We start from the raw sequence: 23,868 nt of genomic DNA on the forward strand, positions 1-23,868 counted from the left end.
TTTGCTGGCTAATGTTAGGGACATGGATGTCGTTGCGATCACCGGTTCCACCGGGCACATTGGCCGATTGGTCGCCGACAAGCTCGCCGACCTCTCACCCACCCTTGTCGTGCGCGATCCCGCTCGGGCTCCGGCTATTTCAGGTTCGCACGTTGTCGTGGCGGACTACACGGATGCCTCCAATTCGGTCTACGCCCTCGACGGTGTCGACGTGTTGTTCATGGTCTCGGCGTCGGAAAACAAATTCCGCCGAGTTCAACACCGCACCTTCATCGAGGCGGCAGCCACCGCGGGGGTGCGCCACATCGTCTACACGTCGTTCTTCGGGGCCGACCCTAACGCCGTCTTCACCCTCGGACGGGATCACGCCGACGCCGAAGCCGCGATACGCGGAAGCGGAATGCAGTTCACCCTGCTGCAAAACAATTTCTACTCCGATCTAATCCCCTTCTTCGCCGACGAGTCCGGCGTTATCCGCGGTCCAGCCGGCGACGGAAGGGTCTCCGCATTGGCGCGAGCGGATGTCGCCGACGTCGCAGCCCAAATTCTGCGCGATCCCGCCTCCCATGCCGGGGCCACCTATGAGCTCACCGGTCCCGAAGCGCTCTCGCTCGATGAAATCTCAACGCGTGCCGGTGCCGTGATCGGGCAACACCTCAGCTACACCCGTGAAACCGTCGAAGAAGCCTTCGCATCGCGCGCCCACTATGGAGCCGAACAGTGGCAGCTCGGTGCCTGGGTGAGCACCTATACGGCCATCGCCCAGGGAAAGACCGAACGGGTGACAGACCACGTTGCACTCGTCACCGGGCATCCTGCGCGCACTATCGAAGAGTCTCTTACTGCGACGCTGCACCCGGTACGCAGCTAACCGGTACTTCCGTCTGTTGAACGCAGTTGCGCACAAGCGCTGTGCGGAGGAACTGGGATTGCGGTTGGGCACCGAGGTCGCTGTCACACCACCATTCGCGACGTCGGCTTCGGGCCGACGGTCGCGGTGCGTCAGCGTCCGGCCGCGTAGCCCTGTGAACCGCGCGGATTCGCCGCGGCGCTGAGCAGCCCAGTGCTGACGTCCCGGCCAACCGCGGAGAGCCTCCCGAGACTCCAGTCACCAGCCACGGTGACCCGGTGGCCACGACTTCGCAACTCGGCGATGACGTCCGCCCCCAGCCGCCCTTCGACTAGCGCAGCACCCGGCTGCCAGTTTCGCGGCCAGAAGGACTCGGGAAATGAGGTCGTGTGAAATGCCGGTGCGTCGATCGCTTCCTGCGGCGAATAGCCGCCGACCAGCGTGCGGAGAAGGTAGAGCAATTGCCACTGGTCCTGCTGGTCGCCACCGGGCGTGCCGAGGGCGGCGATCGGATGTCCGTCGCGCAACAGCATCGTCGGCGTGAGGGTGGTGCGTGGCCGCCGACCGGGAGCAAGAGCCGACGGGGCTATCGGGTCGAGCCACATCATCTGGAGTCGGCTGCCCAGACAGAACCCGAGCTCGGGGATTGTGGGGGAGGACTGCAGCCACCCTCCTGAGGGAGTCACCGAGATCATGTTGCCCCAGACGTCGACCACATCAATGTGACAGGTGTCTCCGGCGGTGACCCCGGCGGGGGACACAGTCGGCTCACCGCTCCCGGCGAAACCCGTGTCGTCTGGCGCTGTGCCGGAGGGTTCGACTGCGACTCGCAGTGGCGGTCGGTACCCCTCCACGCCCGGCACCGAACCTGGCCGGAATTCACTCGACGCACGCTCGGTGACGAGGGCACGCCGTTGGTTCGCGTAGCCGGCAGAGAGCAAGTGCTGCAGCGGCACGTCCACGTCACCGTAGTAGGCCTCCCGATCTGCAAAGCTCAATTTCTGCACCTCGAGGATGGTGTGTGCACCCAGCGCTGTCGATGGATCGAGCTGGGCGTCATCGAAGCCGTCAAGAACGGCGAGGGATTGCAGCAGCGCCGGGCCCTGGCCCCACGCACCGGACTTCGCGACGGTGACACCACGAAAATCCAGCGTGGTGGCCGGCTCATAGCTCGCCTGGAAATTCGCAAAGTCCTGCACGTCAATCACTCCCGCGTGATCGGTACCCGAGGAGTGACGGTGCTTCTCGCGCACGAACGTGGCCGCAGCATCCGCGACGAATCCGGTTCTCCAGGCCACGCGGGCGGCATCAATGCGGCCCTGGCGCGAGGTGGAGTCGCGCCCGGCAGCCACGAGCCGGTCGAGGGTGTCGGCATAGGCGGGGTTCATGAAGAGCTCGCCCGCGCGAGGAACCCTGCCCTGCGGCATCCACAGGGCGGCAGAGGTCGGCCAGTGTGTCGTGAAGAGTGCGGAGACACTGACAATTGTGGATCTCACCCGGTCGAGCAGTGGATGCCCGTGCCTGGCGTAGTCGCGGGCGAAGGCGAGTACCTCCTCGAGCTCCCAGCTACCATGATCTCTCAGCAGTAGCAGCCAGGCATCGACCGCACCGGGCACCGCAGCCGCCAGTGCACCGGCTCCCGGCACAAGATCCAGACCCTCGGCGAGATAGTGCTCGATCGTTGCATTTCGCGGCGCCGGTCCCTGCCCCATGAGCACTACCGGCTCCGACGGGTTGCCAGCCGTGGCGAAGATACCGACGAGGTCACCACCGGCACCGTTGAGGTGCGGCTCGACCACGTGGAGCACGAACGCCCCCGCAGTTGCAGCATCGAAGGCGTTCCCTCCGCGCTCCAACACCGCCTGGGCGGATGCCGTTGCGATCCAGTGGGTCGAGGCGACCATCCCGAAACTGCCACGGAGGGTCGGTCGGGTGGTCTGAGGATCGGCTGGGGTGAAGGGGGGCGCAGGAGTCACGGTCTGCAAGTGTAGGCGCGTGTCGTGTGGGTGGCCGGGGTGCGATTCGCTCGATTGCACGCATCATAGGAAAATGACTACTCCTGACGCATCCCCGAATACCCGCACACCCGGCTCGCTCTCCCGGCACTGGACCCCACTGGCCACCACCTATCTCGTGCTCGCCGTCGGTGGGCTGATCGGCACCTGGACGTTCAACATCTCCGCGATCGTGCAGATGCGCGATTTCATCGGTGACGTCGTGAACAGCGGTCCGGCAGTGTCATCCCTCACGGTCGACCTGCTCGTCGTCGCGGTGGCCGGCAGCATCCTGATCATTGTTGAATCCCGACGGCTCGGTCTTCGGGGCGGCTGGATCTACGTGCTGCTCGCCGGGCTCACGGCGTTCGCCTTCGTGTTCCCGTTGTTCCTGGCAATGCGCGAGCGAGCCATCACGAAGCGACTGGCTGATGCTGCGGCGCTAACCTGACGCCATGAGCTTCACCCTGCTCGCGCTCGTAGTGCTCGTCGGCCTCCTCGGTCCACTCCTTGCGGGCCGCCAGTCATGACACCTGCCCGCCGTGGTGGGGGAGTTGCTCGCGGGGCTACTGGTCGGAGCATCCGGTCTTCGGCTACTCGACTCGAGTGAACCGACCTTCACCGTGCTCGCGGATGTCGGTTTTGCGCTCGTGATGTTTGTGGTCGGCTCGCATGTGCCGGTGCGCGACATGTCGGTGTGGAGGTCGCTTCGCCGGGGAATCGTGGGTGCGGCGCTGGTGGGAGTGCTCGCCGCTTTCGCGGGGATCGGTCTCGCGGATCTATTCGCAACGGGGCATGGAGCGCTGTACGCGGTGGTGATCGCCTCGTCATCCGCAGCTCTTGTCCTGCCGATTGTCGGCTCGCTGAAACTCGGCAACACGGCTCAACTGATCACACAAGTGGCGATAGCGGATGCGGTCTGCATCGTCGCTCTTCCGCTCGCGATCGACCCGGCGCGGGGGGCGACGACGGCTCTCGGTGCCTGTGCGGTGATCGCCAGTGCGGCGTTCCTATTCCTGGCATTGCGGCGGCTCGATCGCAGCGGCCTGCGCAAGCGGGTGCACCACCTGTCTGAGCGGCGCAAATTCGCCCTGGAAATGCGACTCAACCTTCTTGTGCTGTTTGGCCTCGCCGCACTCGCGCAATTCGCGCATGTCTCCGTACTCCCCGCCGGATTTTGCCTCGGACTCGTCGTGGCGGCGATCGGCGAGCCGCGGCGGCTCGCCCGTCAACTCTTCGGAATCACCGAAGGATTCTTCAGACCGCTGTTCTTCGTCTGGCTCGGCGCATCGATCAGTCTCTCCGAGCTCGGCAGAAACCCGGGAATGATCCTGCTCGGACTCTGTCTGGGGGCAGCCGCGATTCTCAGTCATCTGGTCGCCAGGATCGTCGGCCAGCCGCTGCTTCTTGCTGTGGTGGCTAGCGGACAGCTCGGGGTACCGATCGCAGCAGCGGCGCTCGGTACCCAGCTCCACCTGCTTCAGCCAGGAGAGGATGCCGCGCTTCTGATCGGGGCACTGCTCACGATTGCGACGACAACCGTGGCCGCGAGTGTGCGCGCACGCCGCGAGTGCGCCGCGCTGGCGGCATGACCTGCGGCCTCGCCATCCGCTTCGGTTTTGATCCCTGTTTGCGTGTTGTCTACTTCCTGCCTGCTTGCTGCCTGCTTTCCGTCCGCACTGCGCCGCGAGCCGTCACAGCGGCCCTTCGGACTGCGCTGCCAGCGGTCGGGGCGCGCAGATTTCGTAGACTTCCATGTGCGGTCGAGTCCCGAACCCTATGACACCGCAGCGGAGGTGGACAGCACGGTGAAGTTACGGGTGACCTTTGGCGCCCTCCGGCTGCTGATGGCAGTTGTCTGCCTCCTGGCACTCATCTCCCGTTTTCTGTGGGGACTCGGCTCGGCAACCTTCACCCCGGGCAACTTCTTCGCCTATCTCACGATCCAGAGCAGCATTCTGTTCCTGGTCGTCACTGTCATTGCTGCAATTGTCACGCTTCGAGGGATGGATGATCCGCCCTGGTTGGATCTGGCGCGAGCGACGGTGCTCAGTTGCACCGTCTCCTGCGGCGTGATCTTCGCCCTCATCGTCGAGCAGTCGGGCGAGCGCGGCTTTCGCATCGACGTGCCCTGGTCCGATGTCGTGCTGCATTTTGTGCTCCCAACCGTCGCAGTGCTCGACTGGATCATCGGGCCGGGCCGAGGTGTTGCCCCCTGGCGCAGCATCGCACTAGTTCTCGTGTTCATGATCGGTTGGGGATTTGTCACGCTGGTGCGTGGGCCGATCGTCGGCTGGTACCCGTATTTTTTCCTCGACCCGGCCCAGCTGGCGAATACGGGCCAGTTCTTGACCTACTCCACGATCGCTGTGCTGCTGTTCGGGGGAATTTCGGCCGCGCTGGTGGCCGCGAGTCGCTCCACGCCACTCGCCGAGCGCTGGGCAACGCGCTGGGCGGTGCGCGCGGTACTCAGTACGCCACGAACGGAGCAAGCGCAGTCATTACGGACTGGAGCAGGTCGTCGTCGCTGAGTTTGGCCACGCGCCGCGCTGCCTTCCCCCCGACGATTCCCACCAGTACCGGTTCGCCGGTAATTGCCTGGAGGTTAACCCAGTCGGTGATATCGCTATCGGTTCCGACGAGACTCCAAATCGCCGCATCCGTCGACCAGAATGGCGTGTCGAAGCGCAACCAGACCGTTTCGATTGATCCCATACCCAGTGCGCTAATCGCACTGCGATGGGTGAATGGGAGCAGCGGATCGAAGGCAATCGCGTTCTTTTTCAGCACCCCGAGAGGCACGGTGATCACGACACGGTCTACGGTCAGCGATTCACCGGTGCCGAGCTTGAGGCTCACGGCGGAGCCGCCATGCGACACGCCGAGCACCGCGGTCGACAGTGACACCCGTACCCCCTTAAGGGCATCAGCGATCACTCCTGAGAAGCCGCCGGTGACGATCCTGTCTCGCGCGGGCAGATCCGCCAGCCCGTACCAGGCGGATAGTTGCGACGCGTTGGCCCCGGTATTGCCGGCGAGCGAGGAGAGAGCCGCAGTGAGCAGATCGGCACCGGCAAGGCCACCAACAGAAGCCCCGGCTGCCTTCGCCACCGCTCCCGACCCGTCGAGGGCCGCAGTGAGTGAAGAATCCGCGGGTTGCGCTTCGGCCCAGGTCGATGCAGTCGCGACAGCAGATGAGCCGATGGCGTTGCTGGCGCTTCGCCCAGTCGCTCCCACTGCGAGCAGGTCGGTGAGTGAATTAGTTTCGGTGCCGAGATTCGCCAGGCGCGTAAGGAGCGACTGATCCTCCACCGCTGAGAGTCGCCACGCTCCCAGCTCAACGTCGAGTGGCCAAGACTGCGGTGTCCGGGTGTGAATGCGACCGCCCACTCGGTCCCGGGCCTCAAGCACAATCACGTCAAAACCCTGCAGCACGAGCGCGCGCGCCGCTTCGGCCCCCGCTGCTCCTGCTCCGACGACCGCGATCTTCTCGCCGGACGATGCCACCCCAAGCACTTCGGTTGCAACCCGGGCGCCGGATTGCTGGGCACCGAGCACCGTTCCCGCGAGATCGGCAGAGGTCGCCTCGCCCGCGAAGAACACCCGGCCGCCCACCGGCCGGGACAGGTCATCACGATGCTGGGGGGTGGATCCAGGGGCGAGGAAACTCTGGGACCCGCGCGCGAACGGATCACTCGACCACGAGCTCCGCTCGATTCCCGAGGGTGCAGGCACCGCCGATGACGGGGTGGGGGAGGGAATGGCCGACGTGGTTGGGACAGGAGATTTCTCGGTGCACGCCGTCACGACGAGCAGGGAAAGACCTGACCCTGCCCCGAGGAGGAAACTGCGGCGGCTGAACGACATCTCAGCGCCACTGTACCCGCAAAGAGCATCAGACCGGGGCCGTACGACTCAGGATGCGGTGTGCTCACGCCGTGCGGTGATATGCGCGAACCCGATTGCGACCGCCGCTACCACCACGATGAAGGCCGCTATCCCGACGATGTAAATCAGAAGGCTCGGGATACCTCCCGGCCCTGCCGGCTGCAGAAATGGGTACGGATACCAGCCGGTGATGGCGCCTCGGATCATTGTGAATGCCAGCCAGGCGAGAGGGAATGACACGACAAGCCACAGCCTCTTGAACGGCACCCGAACACGACCGGGTGCCAAGAACCAATCGAGCACGATGAAGATCGGCACCCATACATGCATGACCTCGTTGCACCAGCGCGGGGGTTCGTAACTCCCGTCGCCCGGCAGGTTGCGCAACAGCACGTTGTAGACGACTCCCGTGATCACCGCATAGGAGAGGATGGCGACCCGCACGCTGGTGAAAAGTTCAGTATCCCTCGGCAGACGAAGGGCCAAAAAAGCCCCGACGAGCAATACGACCACGTTCATCATGCTGGATTCGATGGTGAAGTAGCTGAAGTATTCCCCGGGCGTAAAGGCGTTGTTGAGGATCTTTGCCACCACCTGGGTGATGAGCGCGGCGAGAACCAGCAGCCCCATCATCAGTCGCGCGATCGCGAACACCCGACGCAGGGTGGGCACTCCGGTGTGCGCAGGGGCATCCACTGTCGTCAGGATCGTCATCTCCCCACGATAATGTGCCCCACTAGCGGTATTAACCAGTGCGAATGACACCCAGCTTTTCCCCAGCAACCATGGGGCGCCTGCGTGAGCACCGACATCCTCCCTCCAGAACACACGAGTTTCTCGCGATCTGTTTAGGCTGGCCGGATGCCACTGCCGCAAGTTTGCGTCTGTTACCTGCTCCAGCCGGGTCCCGATGGTGAGCGCGTGCTGCTCGGGCGGAAGAAGCTCGGACTCGGTGAGGGCAATCTCGTGGGGCCCGGCGGGAAAATCGAACCGGGTGAGACACCCGAACTGGCAATCCGGCGGGAGGTCATGGAGGAGGTCTCTCTGCTGCCCGGCCGCGTCGAGCTAATGGGCGATCTCACATATGAGTTCCCCTTCCGACCGGCGTGGAGCCAAAGGTCGTGGGTGTTTCTGTGTCGCGACTGGCAGGGCGAACCGCGCGAGTCAAATGAACTGAGTCCCGAATGGTATCCGGTAGCCGACATGCCGACCGCGAGGATGTGGGATGACGCCCAGTACTGGGTGCGTGATGCCCTGGCCGGTCGGTTCGTGAGAGCGACATTTCGGTTCGGCGCTGATCTGCGCACCGTGTCGGCTTCGGATCATCCAGCATTCGCACCGGGGTCCGCAGGAAACACGCGCTTGTAGGAGCGGCCATCCTCGAGCGTCACGGTGGTAGCCCGCAGTGTTCCGCGGCTGATGCGCAAATACACCGCTTGCGCCGTCAACCCGAGTGCACGCGCGGTGTCGGCCACCGACTGACCGGGGAGATCGGCGGGCACGCTGCTGGGGCGGGAAGAACGTTTGCGGCCGGCTGCCTGGCGGTCAGCGATCTGGTCATCGGTGCCCTGCCACCGCCATTTCGCGGCGGCGACTCCGAGGCCAGCCGCATCCGCTACCGTCTCCCAGGTCGCGTCGGCCGCGAGAGATTCGCGCACCGCCGCGAGCAGTGCGGGTTCTCGTTCGAGGGCGGCGGAAGCGTGCCGCACCGCCGCGACGCGCTCCAGCGGGTCGATGGCTTCCGCCAGGGCAGCAATGGCACGCCGGGATGCACCCGACAGGTACGTCATCGACCGGCGGAAGCCGCATCCGACAGGCGCGCCTGTACAGTCGCGAGCGAGGGGTTGGTGGCAGAGGAGCCGTCGGGAAAAATGAGGGTCGGAACAGTTTGGTTGCCGCCGTTGACTTCGGCAACCAACTCGGCTGTGCCCTCTACCTCCTCGATGTTGACCTCGGTGTAGGCAATACCGGCGCGATCGAGCTGACCCTTCAGGTTGCGACAGTAGCCGCACCAGGTAGTAGAGAACATCAGTACGGAACCGGCGGGTGGAGTGAATTCGGCAACAGTAGGCATAGCTCGAGCCTACGACGGGACGCTGGTGGTTATCGCAGGCTTCGGCCCGTGCCTCTCGATGCCCGTAACTCTCGATGCCCATATCTATCGATACCCGATCTGACACCGCGAAACAGAGCATGTGACGTGACTTGGTGTAATGATGCACTTTCTGCGCAAAACGTCCGTAAAATTAGGAGGGACCCTGTTACCAACGGGGGCCGTAAATGAAGGGTTGTGCAGTGGTCGAATGTATTCATGGACTCGAGGCGGGCCTGTGTGACCAGTGCTTCCCCAAAGCCGCCCCGGTGCTTGAAATTGTCACCGCAGCCGGTCAGCGAAATGCACGAGCTAAGGCTGCCGTCACCAGACGGGCCGCATCTGCTGCGACGAAGACCGTGGAGAGCGTCGGCGACCAGCGCATCTATCACCTGACCCACATTCGTAACCTCGCCAGCATCCTTGCCTCGGGTGCGATCCTCGCCGACGGCAATGAAACCTGGGCCACAGACCCGTTGGTGAATCTCTCGTCCGCCGAGAACAGGGAGTCACGACGCAGCACCGCCGTGTCGGGGCTCGGCAGCTCAAATGTGGCCGAGTTCGTGCCCTTCTTTCTTGTACCCAACTCGACCATGTGGGAGGACATCCGCTCGGATTCCCTCGATCCCCGCCTGTCAGCCCACTCCCGTCACGTTAACGTGGCCGACTTCGTCATCCTGGTGAGCACACTCACGAAAGCGACCGAGCACACCGAGGACGGCGCGATTGTGGTCGCGGATGGCGACGCTGCTCATGTGCTGACGCGCTTCGCCGCCTCCACCGAGTCGAGCGAGCGGATGCTGCGCCGCCTCCGAGCCGACGACAACGCCGAAATCATCGTCGAGGCCGAACTGCTCGTCAAGCACAGCCTGCCGTTCGAATTGGTGACCCTGATCGGTGTTGCCAACGATCGTGTGCGCGATGAAGTGCGTTCACTGCTCAAGTCCTCGGCCCACAGCACAAAGGTTTCGGTCTATCCGCCCTGGTTCCAAAAGCCAGGGTCCTGACCGGCATCGGCAGCTCCACGACGGCAATTGCGTGTCGGTGATCAGGTGCTGACCGCAGGGGTAGATCTGGCGGCAGAGCCTCGCGGAACCGCGTTGGCCGTTATCGACTGGTCGGGAACGACTGCCCGCGTTGTCGAACTGGAAGCCGGAGTGAGCGATGTGCGAATCGCATCCCTCGCACCGGACGTCGCATCTCTCGGCATCGACTGTGCTTTCGGTTGGCCGGACGACTTCGTGGCATTTGTCACCCGCCATGCTGCGGGCGATCCGCCGCACCGTTCCGAGGGCGAGCTGACCGGATCGGGCATGGAGTGGAGACGGCGACTCGCCTACCGCGAGACTGATCGCGCGACGCGCATGCAGACCGGGCGCTGGCCGCTGAGCGTCGCAACCGATCGGCTCGGCCTCACCGCCATGCACTGCGCCGCGCTGCTCCACTCCCTGTCCACAGTGATCGGAGCCATCGACCGGTCGGGCGGTGGTGTTGCGGCGGAGGTATATCCGTCGGCAACTCTTCGGCTGTGGGGCTTCTCCACCGTCGGATACAAAGCGGATCCCGCAATCAGGGCAACACTTCTCGGTGCGATCCAGCAGCGAGCGCCATGGCTCGAGCTCACGCGAGTGGCGGATCTCATGACGGCGTCGGATGACGCCTTCGATGCGGTTATCGCCGCTCTCGCCGCCCGGGCACATGCGCTCGGAAAATGGCACCGACCACCGCCCGAATCGCTTGAGCGGGCCGGCCGGGAGGGCTGGATTGTCCTGCCTGCGGTGGATCTTGCCGAGCTAAAGCCCAGCTCTTGGCCGGGCGCGGCGTAAACGGCCCACGCGGCGTAAACGGCCCGAGCGGTCTAAACGGCCCGCCCTGTTCTCACCAGCTCGGGCGACCGCCTCTCAGAACCAGATGCTGAGCCAGGGGGTGACCGGCGATCGGAACGATGCTTCGAGGGATGCGGCCGAGCCCGGACGCAGTTCGGTGACGCGACCGGCCCGGACCAGGGTGATCGGCGAGACACCGCCGAGGTACAGCGCTCCGAGATCGTCGACTGTGAGTGCGATCGCGGCCGCGTCATCCGGCGCCTCACCCGTAAGCAGCTCGACGCTCGCGCTGCCATCCGCCACGACAGTGAGCAGGAACAGGCCATCAGCGAACCCGAGGTCGTCGCTTACATCGAGCACGAAAATGCCTGGCGCGCTGTAGCGGCGAGCAGTCAGCGCGACCGGAACATCCAGGATGCGCGTCCACAGGTGTTCCCGCACACCGGTTCGCCGAACGGCGCGTTGATCGGAGAGCTGCCAGAGCAGAGGCTCATCGATCGTGCGCAACGGTGCAGAGATCGTGGAGACGAGATCTATTTCCAGCAGAAAATGCCAGAGACCGGCATACGCCTCATCGGTGGCTGACACGAGATAGGCTAGGTCGAGACGGTGACTGGTGAAGTCCTCGCCGATCTCGACGACCCGGTAGGCGGCGAATCCCTGCAGCTCGCCCTCATCGTCGTCGTAGCGCACGACTCGCAGGCTCTTGGTTGACTCCGGGTCGCCGTTCACGCCAAGAAGCCGCTCCCACAGGATGCCGGTGAACTTGACCTGCCCGGGACTCTGCAGCCGCACTCGCTGCACCAGGTCATACCCGTCCGAGAGCATCGTCTCTGGCTCGACGAAGCTCAGGGTTCCGGATGCCTCGGGGCCGATCCAGCGCGCCCGTGTGGTGTCGATAGTCCAGTCGGCGCTCATTACCGAGGGTCCGAATCCGTAACGGCCGTAGATTGTGGCCTCGGTGACGGTGAGAACCGCAACGGGCACGTTCAGAGAGGCTGCCGTTCGCAGTTCGGCCTCGAGCAGTGCACGGCCGATACCCCGGCGGCGATGAGTGGGGGAGACCGAGACGGCGGTGACAGCCCAGGCCGGGATGCTCCTCTCGCCCGGAACGGTGAGGTCCATCACCCAGGTGCTCACGGTGGCTACCGGGGAGGCGGCATCCGCAGAGTCGGGATCCCAGACCCCGGTAGTGCGACGGTGCGCAATGTGGGGGAGCTGCACCTCGAGCTTCGACTGTGGCAGCCGCGCTCCGTGGAATCCGCGATTCTCGGCCTGGAGCCAGGTGGCCAGCGCTTCGCTGTCTGAGGTGTCGACCAGGGCGAGGTCGAGACCCTGGGTGGCGAGGCGTTCGGCTGAGACGGCATCGAGAGGAGCTGCGGCATATTCGTATTTCACTCCTCGAGGCTAGCGCGGTGCAGACGGGACTGCGGAGTCGGGCGCACCCGCATGCTTGAATGAGCAGATGACCGACTCGCCTGTTTCCCCGTCTCCGGCGGTGGGTTCATCCACCGGTTCGCGCGTACCCCACCTCGTCGACCTCGCCGCATTCGTGCAGTCGTCCCCGTCGTCATTCCACGCCGTGGGGGAGGCCGCCCTGCGCCTTACGGTCGCCGGGTTCTCAGCGCTTGAGGAGTCGGAAAAGTGGCCGACAGATGCCGGAAAATACTTCGCGGTGCGGGATGGCGCAATCGTCGCCTGGATCACACCCCGGGGGGCGGAAGCGACGACACCGTTTCGAATCATCGGTGCACACACCGATTCGCCGGGATTCGCCCTCAAACCGAAGCCGACCACCGGGTCCAACGGTTGGCTGCAGGCCGGGGTCGAGATCTATGGCGGCCCGCTCTACAACTCCTGGCTCGATCGAGAGCTCGAATTCGCCGGTCGGCTCGTATTCGACGACGGCACGACCGCCCTCGTGCGCACCGGTCCGTTTCTGCGCTTTCCACAGCTCGCCGTGCACCTCGACCGCGGGGTCAACAGCGACGGGCTCACCCTCAATCCACAGCAGCACCTGAACCCGGTAATCGGCGTCGGCACACTCGCGGATGCGGATATCGTCTCTCACCTTGCGGGACTGGCCGGCCGCGCCGGCAGCCACGTCATCGGCTACGACATTGTCACGACAGACACTGCCGCCCCGCAGGTCTTCGGCCTCGGTGGCACGCTCTTCGCCTCCGGCAGGCTGGACAACCTGTCGTCGGTGCACGCCGGATTGGTTGCGTTGCTCGCTGTCGCGGGGGAAGCCGACTCATCCTCGATCACCGTTTTCGCCGCCTTCGACCACGAAGAGGTGGGAAGCGAAACCCGCTCCGGAGCCGGTGGGCCATTTCTCGAAAACGTCCTGGCCCGGATCGGTGCTGCCACCGGGGCATCCGCCTCGGATCGCGCCCGTGCTTTCGCCGGCTCGTGGTGCCTCTCCGCGGATGCCGGCCACGCCGTGCACCCGAACTATCCGGAGCGCCATGACCCGGTCAATCGTCCCCTCGTCAATCGAGGACCCCTGCTGAAAATCAATGCGAACAAGCGGTACGCCACGGATGGACTGGGCGCGGCCGAGTGGGCACGCAGCTGTGGTCAAGCCGGTGTCGAGTACCAGGAGTTCGTGTCAAACAACTCCGTGCCGTGCGGCTCGACGATCGGCCCGATCACAGCCGCGCGCCTCGGCATCCGCACCGTGGATGTGGGTATCGCCCTGCTCTCCATGCACTCGGCGCGTGAGCTGTGCGGCGTCGATGATCCCGCCGCGCTCGCCTCGGCGATGCAGGCGTTCCTCGCCCCGGCCTGACGTGGCGCGACCTGGTGTGATGTGTGAGTCTCGTCGGTTCGTCGGGACTACTCCAGAAGCCCCCGAATGTCGTCGGCTGTGAGCGCGGTGCTGAAGATCGCGTCGTCATCCATCACCGCGTCGAACAGTTTGGCCTTGCGGTCCCGCAGCGCCATCACCTTCTCTTCGATCGTGCCGGTCGCGACCAGTCGATAGACGTTCACCGGACGGGTCTGGCCGATGCGGTGCGTTCGGTCGACGGCCTGGGTCTCGGTCGCAGGATTCCACCAGGGGTCGAGCAGGAAAACGTAATCGGCCTCGGTGAGGTTGAGTCCGAATCCTCCAGCCTTGAGGCTGATCAGGAATACCGGTGCATCGCCGGACTTGAAGCGGGCGATGACGTCCGCGCGATGCAGCGTCGATCCGTCGAGGTACTCATAGGCGATCCCGGCGGCATCCAACCGGCCTGCGGCCTTGCGCAGGAACGACGTGAACTGGCTGAAAATAAGCGCGCGGTGCCCCTCGGCCACGACGTCATCCAGTTGCTCGAACAGGGCGTCGAGCTTCGACGATGGGATGTCTGCGTGCGCCTCATCGACGAGCGAGGCATCCAGGCTCAGCATCCGCAGTAGCGTGAGCGAGCGAAACACGATGAAGCGGTTGCGATCGAGATCATCGATCAGGCCGAGGAGCTTCTGGCGCTCTTTCTGCAGCACGATGTCATAGAGCTTGCGGTGCCGCGGAGCAAGCTCCACCCGCAGTATCTGCTCCTGTTTTGCAGGCAATTCAGAGGCGACGAGGTCCTTCGTGCGGCGCATCATGAGTGGGCGGATGCGACGGCGCAACTTCCCGATCAGAGCCGCCGCGTTCTGCGCTGAATCTGCCGCCGCGCCCCCGGCCGAAATCGGGCGCGCATATTCCTCGGCGAACCTGCGACCCGACGCAAACAGGCCGGGTGCCGTGATCGCGAACAGTGCCCACAGGTCGGTGAGACTGTTCTCCATCGGCGTGCCCGTGATGGCCAGCTTGAACGGGGCAGTGAGAGCGACGGCGGCTCCGTGTGCCTTCGACGCGGGATTCTTCACGAACTGCGCTTCGTCGAGCACCAGCCCCGACCATCCGATGCTCTGGTACTTCTCAAAGCCGAGGCGGAACAGCGCGTAGGAGGTCACGACGATGTCGGCGCCGTCGGCCAGTGTCGCAAGCGACTGTTTGGTGGTGGTGACGCAGCGCACGGTGAGCGACGGTGTGAACCGCGTGGCCTCGGCGAGCCAGTTGGACACGACGGAGGTGGGGGCGACGATCAGGAATGGGGCGCTCGCTCCTCCCGCTTGAGCATGGGCGATCAGGGCGAGGGCCTGCAGCGTCTTGCCGAGACCCATGTCGTCGGCCAGAATGCCGCCGAGCTTCTGACTCCAGAGAAAGGCGAGCCAGTCGAAGCCCTCCTTCTGGTAGGGCCGCAGTGTGGCGTCGACGGTGACGGGCAGTTCGGTCGGCTCAATCGATTCGATGGCGAGAAGCCCCTTCGCCGCCTCTCGCCACGCCTGCGCTTCGAGCGTCTCGTCGGCGAGATCCTCGAACTCCGACCAGAGACTGGCCTGGTAGCGGCTGATGCGCACCCCGGTCTCCCACTCGGCCAGGGTGGAGGCCTCATCGATGAGCCGCTTCAGTTCTTCGAACACCGGCTGGTTAAGCGACAAATACGAGTTGTCGACCAGCAACACCTTCGTCATGCCCTTCGACAGGGCGGTGAACACCTTCGTGAAGGGCACGTCCCGTCCGTCGATGCGGATGTACACGCCGAGATCGAACCAGTCGCTGGTGTCTGTTGCGACGGTCGTAAAGGTCAGTTTTGGGATACCGGTGAGCTCCCGGTAGTCCGGTCTTGTTCCCACGGACTCGACCCGCAGTCCGTCAACGCGCTCGAGTGTCGGCAGTACTTTGGTGACGAACTCGGCGGCATCGAGACCGCGCAACGTGTCATCCGTGACCGGGTCGAGAAGCCGCGTGACGGCGGCCAGCACCCGATGCTCGGTGCTGAAATCCCGATCGTCAGCTCCGCGGAGCGACTTACGCTGGCCTGAATAGTCCCAGTCCCAGGCGATCTTCACTGCCTGTTTCGGCTGGTAGCCGACCGTGAGCACGAGCACGGGGGGAGTGTGCTCTGGCAGCACCACCGAGGCATCCGCACTGGTCACCGTGATCACGCGACTCAGTCGCGGATAGAAGTCCCGCAGGAATTCATCGACGTCACTGGCGGGTATCACCACCGGTTGAGCCGCACCGAGCAAAGCGCGCTGCTCATCGGCGAGGGGTGCGGATGTCGCGGCAAGGGTGAACCGTGGCCGCGGGTCGAACTCCCACGCGTAGATCCCGTGGTCACCGATTGCCGCGGCGGTGGCGGCCGGATGTGGCTCCCCGTCTACCTGCAGGTTCGGCGACAGCCGCAACTCGCCCTCCAGTTGCGCATCGATGCTGATCGCGGCGACACTGCCGATTGTGACGCGCGTTTCTTTCTTACCCGTGACCAGCGCGATGCCCTGCGCCTGGGCATCCGCCAACAACTGCCAGAGCAACGGGCTATGGAAGTCGTCGAGGTAGAGCCAGTCGGGTTCCTGTCCCGAATAGACCTCTCGTGTGGAACGGTGCAGTGCGGCGAATTGCGCGAACCAACGCTGCTGATCGGTCGCGAGATCGAGGCGATTGGCCTGGTAGCCGAGCGAATTCCAGCTGATGTTGCCGCGAATCCAGTTGCCGGTGGCGCTCAGCAGCACCGGACGGACGCCGAGGCGAAGCGTGCCACGGCTCGTTGCTGTGGCTGGCTTCGCAATCGGACCGTTCCACTGGCTGCGCGAGCGCGGGATCAGCTCCCGCAGTTCCAGCAGCAGCCCGATGCGTGCGCTCCGGCTGCGGGATGCCTCTGGCCGCTCCGTGAGGGCGATGACGGCGCTCTTCCAGTCGGCCTGCTTCTGCACCACGACAGTTTTTGGCAGCGTGAGTCCGGAGAGTTGCGTCAGCGTGGTGGTGTTGCTTCGCAGGAGCAGGGCGGCAACGTGCTTGCAGTCGAACCCGACCGGGCAGGAACACAGCCCGCCAGTCGGCTTGCCTGTGGTGGCCGAGATGAGTGCGCTGCACCGATAGGGCAATGGACCCGTACCGCTCACGCAGCCGCTCACAATCCGGCTCTCCGAGTCCCACCTCACCAGTGTGACGAAACCTGCCCTGGCATAGGTCAGGCCGCGCTGGAAAGAGGCGGGACCGACCAGTCGCTGGAGGTCGGTGATGTCGACCATCGGGGCGGCGTCGGGCATTCGACTATGGTCTCACGCGGGGGGCTGCGCAGGCTGGGGTGCCATTACCGCCGGAAAACCCCGCGTCGGGCAGACCGGGCTAGCCGTCCGGCATCCCGGCTCAGACTGATTCCCACGATCGCTCCGAGCGCGATCGACAGCACCGAGATACCCGCTGTTGCCAGCGTTTGGATGCCAGCCACGCCGCCCTCGGCCACGCCGCTCAACCCGATGAAGCCGAGTGCTCCCGGCACCAGAAGCCACAAGCACGCGAGCGACATGACGGATGCCGGCGGCGACGTGCGAAAGTGGCTCGCGAACCGCGTAAACGGGGCAACGACAACGGCCCCGACGAACCCACTGAGACCGGCCCCGATGGCGACAGCGCCGAGCGCCTGGGCTCCGTACGTGACGGCGAGACTCAGGAAGATCCAGAGAAGCGCTCCCCTCGGAGCGGACATGAACAGGGTGAATCCCACAGCGACCAGTGCCACACCGAGAAGGCCGGCCCACGGGCCGAGAAGCGGTTGCGGCGAGGCTGTCGGCAGGCCGCCGACCAGCGTCGTTGCTGCGAAGACTCCGAAGGTGAGAAGCAGAAGCTGCGAGCCACCGTAGACGAGACGACTCGCCCCGGCGATGACCTGATTATTCGTCAGCTCGATTGCTGCGATGGTCAGTGTGAGGCCGGGCAAGAACGAGACAAGGGGTGGTGCGATGATGCGAAGCGGTTCGTCGCCGACCACATGCACCAGCAGCGCTGTCACCAGGGTCACGAGAAATGCCGCGATCACCGGCACCGTCGAAGCAAGCTCGGTGAACTTGCGCGCGAGAAGAACCAATAGGCCGACGCCGAACCCGAGCACCGCATAGACCCAGATCGCGCCAAAGGTCGGGTTGATCACCATCCCGAATCCCACGGTGAGAATCACATGGCCGAGCAGTGAGACGCGCGGACCGAACCGGGGTGACGCGGTGCGAATGCGCGCGACCTCGGTAATCGCCTCCTGCGACGAGACCTCCGCTCTCAGCGCCCGCCCGACGAGTGTCTCGACGGCTCCGGTCTGATCCAGGCGACCACCGCCCGGACGCGCGGACTCGACCCGCACCTCCCCGCCCGCTGTGGACGATTGCAGCATCACGTAGGTGGGCAGAACTACCGTGCGCACGTCGTCGAGGCGATAGGCCTTGGCTACCGCGCGAAGGGTCTCTTCTACATCGTTGGTGGCTTGCCCGGTTTCAATCATGGCGAGTCCGAGGCCTTCGAGCATGCTGAGGATGCCGCGGGCATCCGTCTCCTCGCTCGAGATCGGAGCTCCCTGCACAGACTGCTTGAGGAGGCGCGAGGCCTGTCGTTGAAACCATCCGAATGCCATGCCACGATCATCCCCCATGCCCGCCCACCCCGCTGAGCACGCCGGTCGGGCTGAGCACGCCGGTCGAGCGGGACGCTCTCGCGCCCGTGTCGTGACTCAGTGCCCGATAGCCTCGCCGGTCGGATCGCTCGCAGTGTCATCGACCAGATCCGGTCCGCCGATCGGGGCACCGGCCCACGACACCAGTGTCCACCCATCCGCGGAGGACCCCGAAAGCTCGACCACACCCGTATTGTCGAGCTCGTTATTGCCGGCGAAGATCGCGGGAATATTAGTGGCGCGCGCGGCTGTCCAGACGCGAATTGCTGCGCCGTGGCTGAACACTACGGCAGAGTCCAGGTGAGAGACAGCGGCGATTGCGCTGTCGAAGCGTCGGAAGAACGTGTGACCATCGCTCGCGCCAGGCATCGTGACATCCAGATCTCCGGATCCCCAAGCGAACGCGGTCTTCAGATAGCGGCGAACGGATGCCCGATCGGTTTGCCCTTCCAGATCACCCGCTTCGATCTCGTGTAGGCCGTCGATCACGGTAGCGTTTCCGAAGGGCAAGGCCGTGAGCTGCGTGCGCACCAGCGTCGAGGCAAAAATCCCGCCGACATTCTGATGGCGCAGTGCCTCGGCCACGGCGATAGCCTGGCTGGTGCCGAGGGCGGTGAGTCCGGGACCGGGGTGTGCCGTATCGATCTGGCCGAGCACGTTGGCTGGGGTCTGTCCGTGACGGATGAGCAAGAGACGCATGGTGCTCTCCAGCATACGGAGGGCAAACAGGGAGGCTCCCTGCTCACCGCTCGAGGGAACGAATCCGACGATGACACGGTTAGTGTCCATGTGCGCCGGATTGCGCACACCAGAAAGGCGCTCACGATGACCATCCCAATTTCGATACTCGACCTCGCACCAATCGCCCCGGGGCAGACCGTGGGAAAGAGTTTTGTGAACAGTGTGCGCCTCGCGCAGGTGGCGGAGTCGAGCGGGTACACCCGGGTCTGGTACGCCGAGCATCACAACATGAGCTCTATCGCATCATCCGCTACCAGCGTGCTGATCGGCCATGTCGCGGATCACACCTCCACTATTCGCCTGGGCTCCGGTGGCGTGATGCTGCCGAACCACTCGCCACTGGCCATCGCAGAGCAATTCGGAACTCTTGCCGAACTCCACCCCGGACGCATCGACCTCGGACTCGGACGTGCCCCAGGAAGCGACCAGAACACCGCTCGGGCGATGCGACGCGACCCCCGATCGTCTGATCAATTCCCCAAGGATGTCCTGGAACTGCAGGCCTTTCTGCGCGGCGAATCGACTGTACCCGGTGTCCAAGCGGTGCCCGGCAGTGGCACCAACGTGCCGCTGTACATCCTCGGATCGTCCCTGTTCGGCGCCCAACTCGCCGCCGCATTCGGCCTGCCATATGCATTCGCGTCGCACTTCGCCCCTGGTGCGCTCCACGAAGCAATGGCGCTCTACCGCAGCGAGTTCCGCCCCTCTCGCCAACTAGCCGAGCCCTACGCGATCGCCGCGGTCAACGTGATCGCAGCGGACGACGAAGCGGATGCTCGGGTCCAGTTCGAAGCGACCCGCCGCGCGCGAGTTCGCAGCCTGATTACCCGCAGCCCCTCACCAACCGGAGAAGCGCTCATCGAATACACCGACGACCAGATCGACGCCTGCCTCACCACGCCAGAGGGGCGCAACATCGCGAACATGATGCGCTACTCGGCGGTCGGCACACCATCGCAAGTTCGCACCTTCCTCGACGAGTTCGCTGCCTCTGTGAACGCCGATGAGCTGCTCCTTGCGCATCAGTCACCGAATATCGACGATCGTCTGCGCTCGGTGGTGCTCACCGCCGAGGTTATGCACTGCCTGCAGCCGGTCCAATAATCAGCCGATCCACCACCCAGCCGCCACCAGAGATAATCGGGTATGCCCGAAACCATCATCATTACCGGAGCAAGCGACGGGATCGGCGCCGCCGCCGCCCGCGCTCTCTCCGCTAGCGAGCACACCGTCGTTATCGTCGGCCGCTCTCCCGAGAAGACAGCACGAGTTGCGGATGCCCTTGGCGCCCAGCACTTCGTCGCCGACTTCTCGAAGCTGAGCGAGGTGCGTCGCCTCGCCGAAGAATTGCGCGAGCGATACCCGCGCATCGATGTACTCGCCAATAATGCCGGCGGCATCTTCGGCGATCGCACCCTCACCGAGGATGGCCACGAGCTCACCCTCCAGGTCAATCACCTCGCGCCTTTCCTGCTCACGCACCTGCTGATGGACCGTCTCATCCTGAGCAAGACCCGTATCATCAACACCTCCAGCGTGGCGAACCTCAGCGGCAATATCGACATCAACGATCTCGATCTCGCGACGCGGTTCTCGCCCGGTCGCGCTTACAGCAACGCAAAACTCGACAACATCCTCTTCACGAGCGAACTTGCCCGCCGGTTCGGCGCCGAGGGCATCACCACCGCAGCATTCCATCCGGGGGTCGTCGCTTCAAATTTCGCGAGCGAATCCACCAGCCCACTTCGGGTGATCTATCGAAGCCTGCTGCGCAACACGCTTATTTCATCCGAAAAGGGCGCCGACACCCTGGTCTGGCTCGCTACCACCGCTCCCGGCCGCGACTGGACATCCGGAAATTACTACATCAAACGCAAACCGGGTCGCACCAACCGGCAAGCGGATGACGCGGGGCTCGCGAGCGCGCTCTGGGAGCGCAGCATGGCGCTGGTCGAGTAGGAACCTATATCCGGCGCATCCTGCAGCACTCGCAACCGCAATCGCACTCGCACTCGCAACCGCAATCGCACTGGCGGGCTCGGGCTCGACCCGCTCAGCCAGAGGCGCGTGCGCCGGTAAGGGTGATGAGTGCCTGCACCGGCGCGTGGTCCGAGGGCCAGCCGCCATCGAATTGGTCGACGTTGATTGCGGTCTTGGAGACGTCGATACCGGGAGTTGCGAGGATCCAGTCGATGCGCTTGCGATCGAGCCTGGGGGCGCGATAGTCGGGAAAGGTGCCCCAGGCATCAGTGACCCGCTCGATCGCCGTATCCCAGGTATCCACGAGCGTCCCTCCGGCGGTGAGGGCGTCGAACGGGAGCGAACCGACGCTCGTGTTGAAGTCACCAATGACAACAGTGGCGAGGGGCGTGAGGGCGACGAGACTGCGGACCAGCGCAGCGGAATGCATTCTCGAAGTGCGGGACCGATGATCGAAGTGGGTGTTGAGTAGCCGGAAAGTGTGGCCGGTGGCCCGATCCTGGAAGGTGACATCAACCAGCACCCGCGGCACCTTGTTGCCCCAGCTGGAAGAGCCGGCGATGGCTGGGGTATCGGACAGGGCCGTCTGGCTCCACTGCAGCAGCTTCAGCCGTCGACCATCGTAAAAGACCGGACAGCCCTCACCACGCTGATCTGCGTTACGTCCATAGCCGATTGAGCGGAATTCGTCCCCGAGTGCGTGGCGAAGAAATCCGGCCTGATCGGGCAGTGCCTCCTGAACCCCGATGATCGTGGGCCTCTCGGCCTTCAGGAGTCGAGACACCAGCGGCCGACGCCTGCTCCAGCGATCGGGGCTGCCCGGCATCAGGTGCGGTATCCGTCGGCGGATGTTGAAACTCATCACGTGCACCAGCGGAGCGATGACCGGGCCTAATAGCGGGGTGTCCGTCACGCAGCAAGCCTACGGTCGCAGCGATTCATATTCAGCCACGAGCTAGCCTTCTGTGATGGCCGAATCATTACCCGACATCCTCCCCGGCACCTACCGTCACTACAAGGGCGGCCTGTACGAGGTGATTGGGGCGGCAACCCACTCGGAGACCGAAGAGCCACTGGTCGTATACCGCGCACTCTACGGAGCATTCGGGTTGTGGGTACGTCCCCGCGAGATGTTTTTCGGTAACGTCCAGGTCGATGGCCAGAGCATAATCCGATTCGAACCGGTCCCGGGCTGAGCGGGTCCCGCTGACCCGATCCCCGCCGACCCGATCCCCGCCGAACCGATTCGCGCAGACGCGATCCGCTCCTGCCGGATGCTGAGCCGACGTCGGAACCAGGCCGCATCCGTCATCCGTGTGAGTAGCGGACCGGCAATGACTGTCAGCAGCACGTAGGCCGTCGCGAGTGGAGCGAGTCGCGGTTCGATACCGGAAGCCGCAGCCAACCCGGCAATGACGATCGAAAACTCACCGCGGGGCGTCAGTGCGAACCCGGTTCGCCACCGCCCGGGTACGCCGATACCCGCCGCAGCGGCCGCGCGGTAGCCGGTGAACGTCTTCGTCGCAATCGTGATCACCGCGAGGATGGCTGCAGGAAGGAGAACCGGCGGAATGCTTGCCGGCTCGGTGGAAAGCCCGAAAAATACGAAGAATACCGCCGCAAAGAGATCACGCAGCGGGAAGAGGAGTTGCTGGGCATTGTGCGCAACCCGGCCGGAGAGTGCGATTCCCACCAGGAATGCACCGACTGCAGAGGAGACATTGACTTCCTGCGCGATTCCCGCCACCAGCATGGTGAGTCCAAGAACACCGAGCAGGAGGGACTCCGAGTGCCCGGCAGCGAACAGTCGCGAGACGACGCGGCCATGCCGCAGGGCAAAGTAGAGAATCATCGCAACGACCAGCACCGCGATGGTCAGCGCCGTCGCTCCCGCAAGCACACCGGCTCCGATCGCCAGAGCTGAGAGCACAGGCAAATAGAACGCCATTGCCAGATCCTCAATGACCAGGATCGACAGGATCGTCGGCGTCTCTCGGTTGCCAAGACGCCGCAGATCCCGCAGAACCTTTGCGATCACTCCCGAAGACGATACCCAGGTGATGCCGCCGAGCGCCACGGCGGCCACCGGCCCCCACCCGAGGATGAGGGCGCACGCGGCGCCGGGCAGCGCATTGAGCAGAAAATCCAGAATGCCGGCTTTGCGCGACCGTCGAAGGCTGGTGATGAGCTCCGTCGGCGAATATTCCAGTCCGAGCATGACGAGAAGCAGGATGACTCCGAGTTCGCTTCCGAAGCTGAAAAAATCGTTGCCAGCGTCGAGCGGGACGAATCCACCCACCCCGAATGCAAGACCGGCGAGAAGATAGAGCGGGATCGCCGAGACGCCAATCCGATCGGCAAGCCGTGACAGCAGGCTGAGCCCGAGAAGCACGGCCCCGACCTCAATGAGGAGCAGTGCGGCGTCATGCATGGGCGGAAGGGATATCAGCCGTCGGTGAGCAGGCGAGCGAGGGCATCGAGCCCGGCACGGGTACCGACCGCGACAATGGTGTCTCCGGCGGCGAGGAGCGTATCCGGTGTTGGCGAGGGGATAACATCCGCCCCCCGCACAATTGCGACGATGGACGAATGCGTGCGTGTGCGGGCCTTCGTCGCGCCCAGCACCTCACCGGCATAGGGCGAGCCAGCCGAGATCACCAGCTGCTCGGTAAATAGCCCGGCAGCTTGTTCGCGGATGCCCGCGAGTTGTCCGAGCATCAGCGACGCCCCGAGCACATCGGCCAGGGCGGCGGCCTCATCGTCGGTCAGTGCGATGGAGTCAACAGCCTCATCCGGATCATCGACGCCGAACAGCGCGAGCTCCCGCTCGCCCGACCGATGGGATACGACACCAATGCGGCGGCCTTTTTTCGTGATCACGTCATGGCGCGTGCCGATCCCCGGCAGATCGACTTTTTCGACTCGTACGCTCACGCGGCAACCCTAACAGGAGGCCCGGTCAGGGTGGGCGCGACTGGCGCGACCAACCGGGTAGCGATTTTGCCAGTCTGAAGAAGCGACGCCA

General features: G+C 64.5%; 23 protein-coding genes. 11 read left to right on the plus strand and 12 right to left on the minus strand.

Going from position 1 to position 23,868, the window contains the following annotated elements:
- Window positions 1–22 precede the first annotated feature (22 nt).
- Window positions 23–871, plus strand: a complete 849-nt coding sequence (locus IWX88_RS08965; protein WP_196829435.1) for an NAD(P)H-binding protein — start codon at window positions 23–25, stop codon at window positions 869–871.
- Between the two features lie 131 nt (window positions 872–1,002).
- Here IWX88_RS08965 and IWX88_RS08970 read toward each other — a convergent pair whose 3' ends face one another.
- On the minus strand, window positions 1,003–2,754 hold the full coding sequence (locus tag IWX88_RS08970; RefSeq protein ID WP_196829617.1) for a gamma-glutamyltransferase family protein: 1,752 nt from the start codon (window positions 2,752–2,754) through the stop codon (window positions 1,003–1,005).
- Between the two features lie 145 nt (window positions 2,755–2,899).
- Here IWX88_RS08970 and IWX88_RS08975 point away from each other — a divergent pair, with 145 nt between their 5' ends.
- From IWX88_RS08975 to IWX88_RS08985, 3 genes are all read left to right on the plus strand, one after another.
- Window positions 2,900–3,295, plus strand: a complete 396-nt coding sequence (locus IWX88_RS08975) for a DUF2834 domain-containing protein (protein ID WP_196829437.1) — start codon at window positions 2,900–2,902, stop codon at window positions 3,293–3,295.
- Window positions 3,296–3,386: 91 nt separating this feature from the next.
- Window positions 3,387–4,436 (plus strand): cation:proton antiporter, encoded by a 1,050-nt coding sequence (locus IWX88_RS08980; RefSeq protein ID WP_370568272.1) that lies wholly within the window; start codon window positions 3,387–3,389, stop codon window positions 4,434–4,436.
- 165 nt (window positions 4,437–4,601) lie between these two features.
- The gene (locus IWX88_RS08985) at window positions 4,602–5,375 is read left to right on the plus strand and encodes a Pr6Pr family membrane protein (protein WP_196829439.1); all 774 of its coding nucleotides are present in this window, start codon (window positions 4,602–4,604) and stop codon (window positions 5,373–5,375) included.
- On the opposite strand, the gene IWX88_RS08990 is transcribed toward IWX88_RS08985, so the two are convergent.
- On the minus strand, window positions 5,314–6,711 hold the full coding sequence (locus tag IWX88_RS08990; protein WP_196829441.1) for an NAD(P)/FAD-dependent oxidoreductase: 1,398 nt from the start codon (window positions 6,709–6,711) through the stop codon (window positions 5,314–5,316). The genes IWX88_RS08985 and IWX88_RS08990 overlap by 62 nt on opposite strands.
- Before the next feature lie 48 nt (window positions 6,712–6,759).
- The gene (locus IWX88_RS08995; RefSeq protein ID WP_196829443.1) at window positions 6,760–7,446 is read right to left on the minus strand and encodes a Pr6Pr family membrane protein; all 687 of its coding nucleotides are present in this window, start codon (window positions 7,444–7,446) and stop codon (window positions 6,760–6,762) included.
- 147 nt (window positions 7,447–7,593) lie between these two features.
- Between IWX88_RS08995 and IWX88_RS09000 the strand changes: the two genes are divergently transcribed.
- Window positions 7,594–8,100, plus strand: coding sequence for an 8-oxo-dGTP diphosphatase (locus tag IWX88_RS09000; RefSeq protein ID WP_196829445.1), 507 nt, complete (start codon window positions 7,594–7,596; stop codon window positions 8,098–8,100).
- Here the strand turns inward: IWX88_RS09000 and IWX88_RS09005 are convergent.
- Window positions 8,055–8,522: a hypothetical protein gene (locus tag IWX88_RS09005; protein WP_196829447.1), complete on the minus strand. Its 468-nt coding sequence runs from the start codon at window positions 8,520–8,522 to the stop codon at window positions 8,055–8,057. The two genes, IWX88_RS09000 and IWX88_RS09005, sit on opposite strands and share 46 nt — an antisense overlap.
- Window positions 8,519–8,806, minus strand: coding sequence for a mycoredoxin (locus IWX88_RS09010; protein WP_196829449.1), 288 nt, complete (start codon window positions 8,804–8,806; stop codon window positions 8,519–8,521). Before IWX88_RS09010 ends, IWX88_RS09005 begins: the two co-directional genes overlap by 4 nt.
- Before the next feature lie 221 nt (window positions 8,807–9,027).
- Here IWX88_RS09010 and IWX88_RS09015 point away from each other — a divergent pair, with 221 nt between their 5' ends.
- The gene (locus IWX88_RS09015) at window positions 9,028–9,831 is read left to right on the plus strand and encodes a DUF4433 domain-containing protein (RefSeq protein ID WP_196829451.1); all 804 of its coding nucleotides are present in this window, start codon (window positions 9,028–9,030) and stop codon (window positions 9,829–9,831) included.
- 45 nt (window positions 9,832–9,876) lie between these two features.
- Window positions 9,877–10,650, plus strand: coding sequence for a DUF429 domain-containing protein (locus IWX88_RS09020; RefSeq protein WP_196829453.1), 774 nt, complete (start codon window positions 9,877–9,879; stop codon window positions 10,648–10,650).
- Window positions 10,651–10,725: 75 nt separating this feature from the next.
- Here the strand turns inward: IWX88_RS09020 and IWX88_RS09025 are convergent, their stop codons facing one another.
- The gene (locus IWX88_RS09025; protein WP_196829455.1) at window positions 10,726–12,048 is read right to left on the minus strand and encodes a GNAT family N-acetyltransferase; all 1,323 of its coding nucleotides are present in this window, start codon (window positions 12,046–12,048) and stop codon (window positions 10,726–10,728) included.
- Window positions 12,049–12,115: 67 nt separating this feature from the next.
- On the opposite strand from IWX88_RS09025, the gene IWX88_RS09030 reads away from it, so the two are divergent.
- Window positions 12,116–13,441 (plus strand): M18 family aminopeptidase, encoded by a 1,326-nt coding sequence (locus IWX88_RS09030; protein ID WP_196829457.1) that lies wholly within the window; start codon window positions 12,116–12,118, stop codon window positions 13,439–13,441.
- 47 nt (window positions 13,442–13,488) lie between these two features.
- Here IWX88_RS09030 and IWX88_RS09035 read toward each other — a convergent pair whose 3' ends face one another.
- The 3 genes from IWX88_RS09035 to IWX88_RS09045 all read right to left on the minus strand — a co-directional run bounded on the left by IWX88_RS09035 (window position 13,489) and on the right by IWX88_RS09045 (window position 18,911).
- Window positions 13,489–16,731: a DEAD/DEAH box helicase gene (locus tag IWX88_RS09035; protein ID WP_231369052.1), complete on the minus strand. Its 3,243-nt coding sequence runs from the start codon at window positions 16,729–16,731 to the stop codon at window positions 13,489–13,491.
- Between the two features lie 44 nt (window positions 16,732–16,775).
- Complete coding sequence (locus IWX88_RS09040) at window positions 16,776–18,083, minus strand: threonine/serine exporter ThrE family protein (RefSeq protein ID WP_231369053.1); 1,308 nt, start codon at window positions 18,081–18,083, stop codon at window positions 16,776–16,778.
- A gap of 96 nt (window positions 18,084–18,179) precedes the next feature.
- Window positions 18,180–18,911, minus strand: a complete 732-nt coding sequence (locus IWX88_RS09045; protein WP_370568273.1) for a histidine phosphatase family protein — start codon at window positions 18,909–18,911, stop codon at window positions 18,180–18,182.
- 36 nt (window positions 18,912–18,947) lie between these two features.
- Here IWX88_RS09045 and IWX88_RS09050 point away from each other — a divergent pair, with 36 nt between their 5' ends.
- Window positions 18,948–19,967, plus strand: a complete 1,020-nt coding sequence (locus IWX88_RS09050; RefSeq protein ID WP_196829461.1) for an LLM class flavin-dependent oxidoreductase — start codon at window positions 18,948–18,950, stop codon at window positions 19,965–19,967.
- Between the two features lie 42 nt (window positions 19,968–20,009).
- Entirely contained in the window at window positions 20,010–20,822 is an 813-nt protein-coding gene (locus IWX88_RS09055; RefSeq protein ID WP_196829463.1) for an SDR family NAD(P)-dependent oxidoreductase, read from the plus strand.
- 94 nt (window positions 20,823–20,916) lie between these two features.
- Here IWX88_RS09055 and IWX88_RS09060 read toward each other — a convergent pair whose 3' ends face one another.
- The gene (locus IWX88_RS09060; protein WP_370568274.1) at window positions 20,917–21,756 is read right to left on the minus strand and encodes an endonuclease/exonuclease/phosphatase family protein; all 840 of its coding nucleotides are present in this window, start codon (window positions 21,754–21,756) and stop codon (window positions 20,917–20,919) included.
- 55 nt (window positions 21,757–21,811) lie between these two features.
- Between IWX88_RS09060 and IWX88_RS09065 the strand changes: the two genes are divergently transcribed.
- On the plus strand, window positions 21,812–22,039 hold the full coding sequence (locus IWX88_RS09065) for a DUF1653 domain-containing protein (protein ID WP_196829465.1): 228 nt from the start codon (window positions 21,812–21,814) through the stop codon (window positions 22,037–22,039).
- On the opposite strand, the gene IWX88_RS09070 is transcribed toward IWX88_RS09065, so the two are convergent.
- Together IWX88_RS09070 and IWX88_RS09075 are read right to left on the minus strand one after the other, a co-directional pair.
- The gene (locus IWX88_RS09070) at window positions 21,937–23,274 is read right to left on the minus strand and encodes a cation:proton antiporter (protein WP_196829467.1); all 1,338 of its coding nucleotides are present in this window, start codon (window positions 23,272–23,274) and stop codon (window positions 21,937–21,939) included. The genes IWX88_RS09065 and IWX88_RS09070 overlap by 103 nt on opposite strands.
- 14 nt (window positions 23,275–23,288) lie before the next feature.
- Complete coding sequence (locus IWX88_RS09075) at window positions 23,289–23,777, minus strand: cation:proton antiporter regulatory subunit (protein WP_196829469.1); 489 nt, start codon at window positions 23,775–23,777, stop codon at window positions 23,289–23,291.
- Between the last annotated feature and the right edge of the window lie 91 nt (window positions 23,778–23,868).

The sequence above is a fragment of the Frigoribacterium sp. CG_9.8 genome, from assembly GCF_015751965.1.
In the GTDB taxonomy this organism is placed as follows: domain Bacteria; phylum Actinomycetota; class Actinomycetes; order Actinomycetales; family Microbacteriaceae; genus Lacisediminihabitans.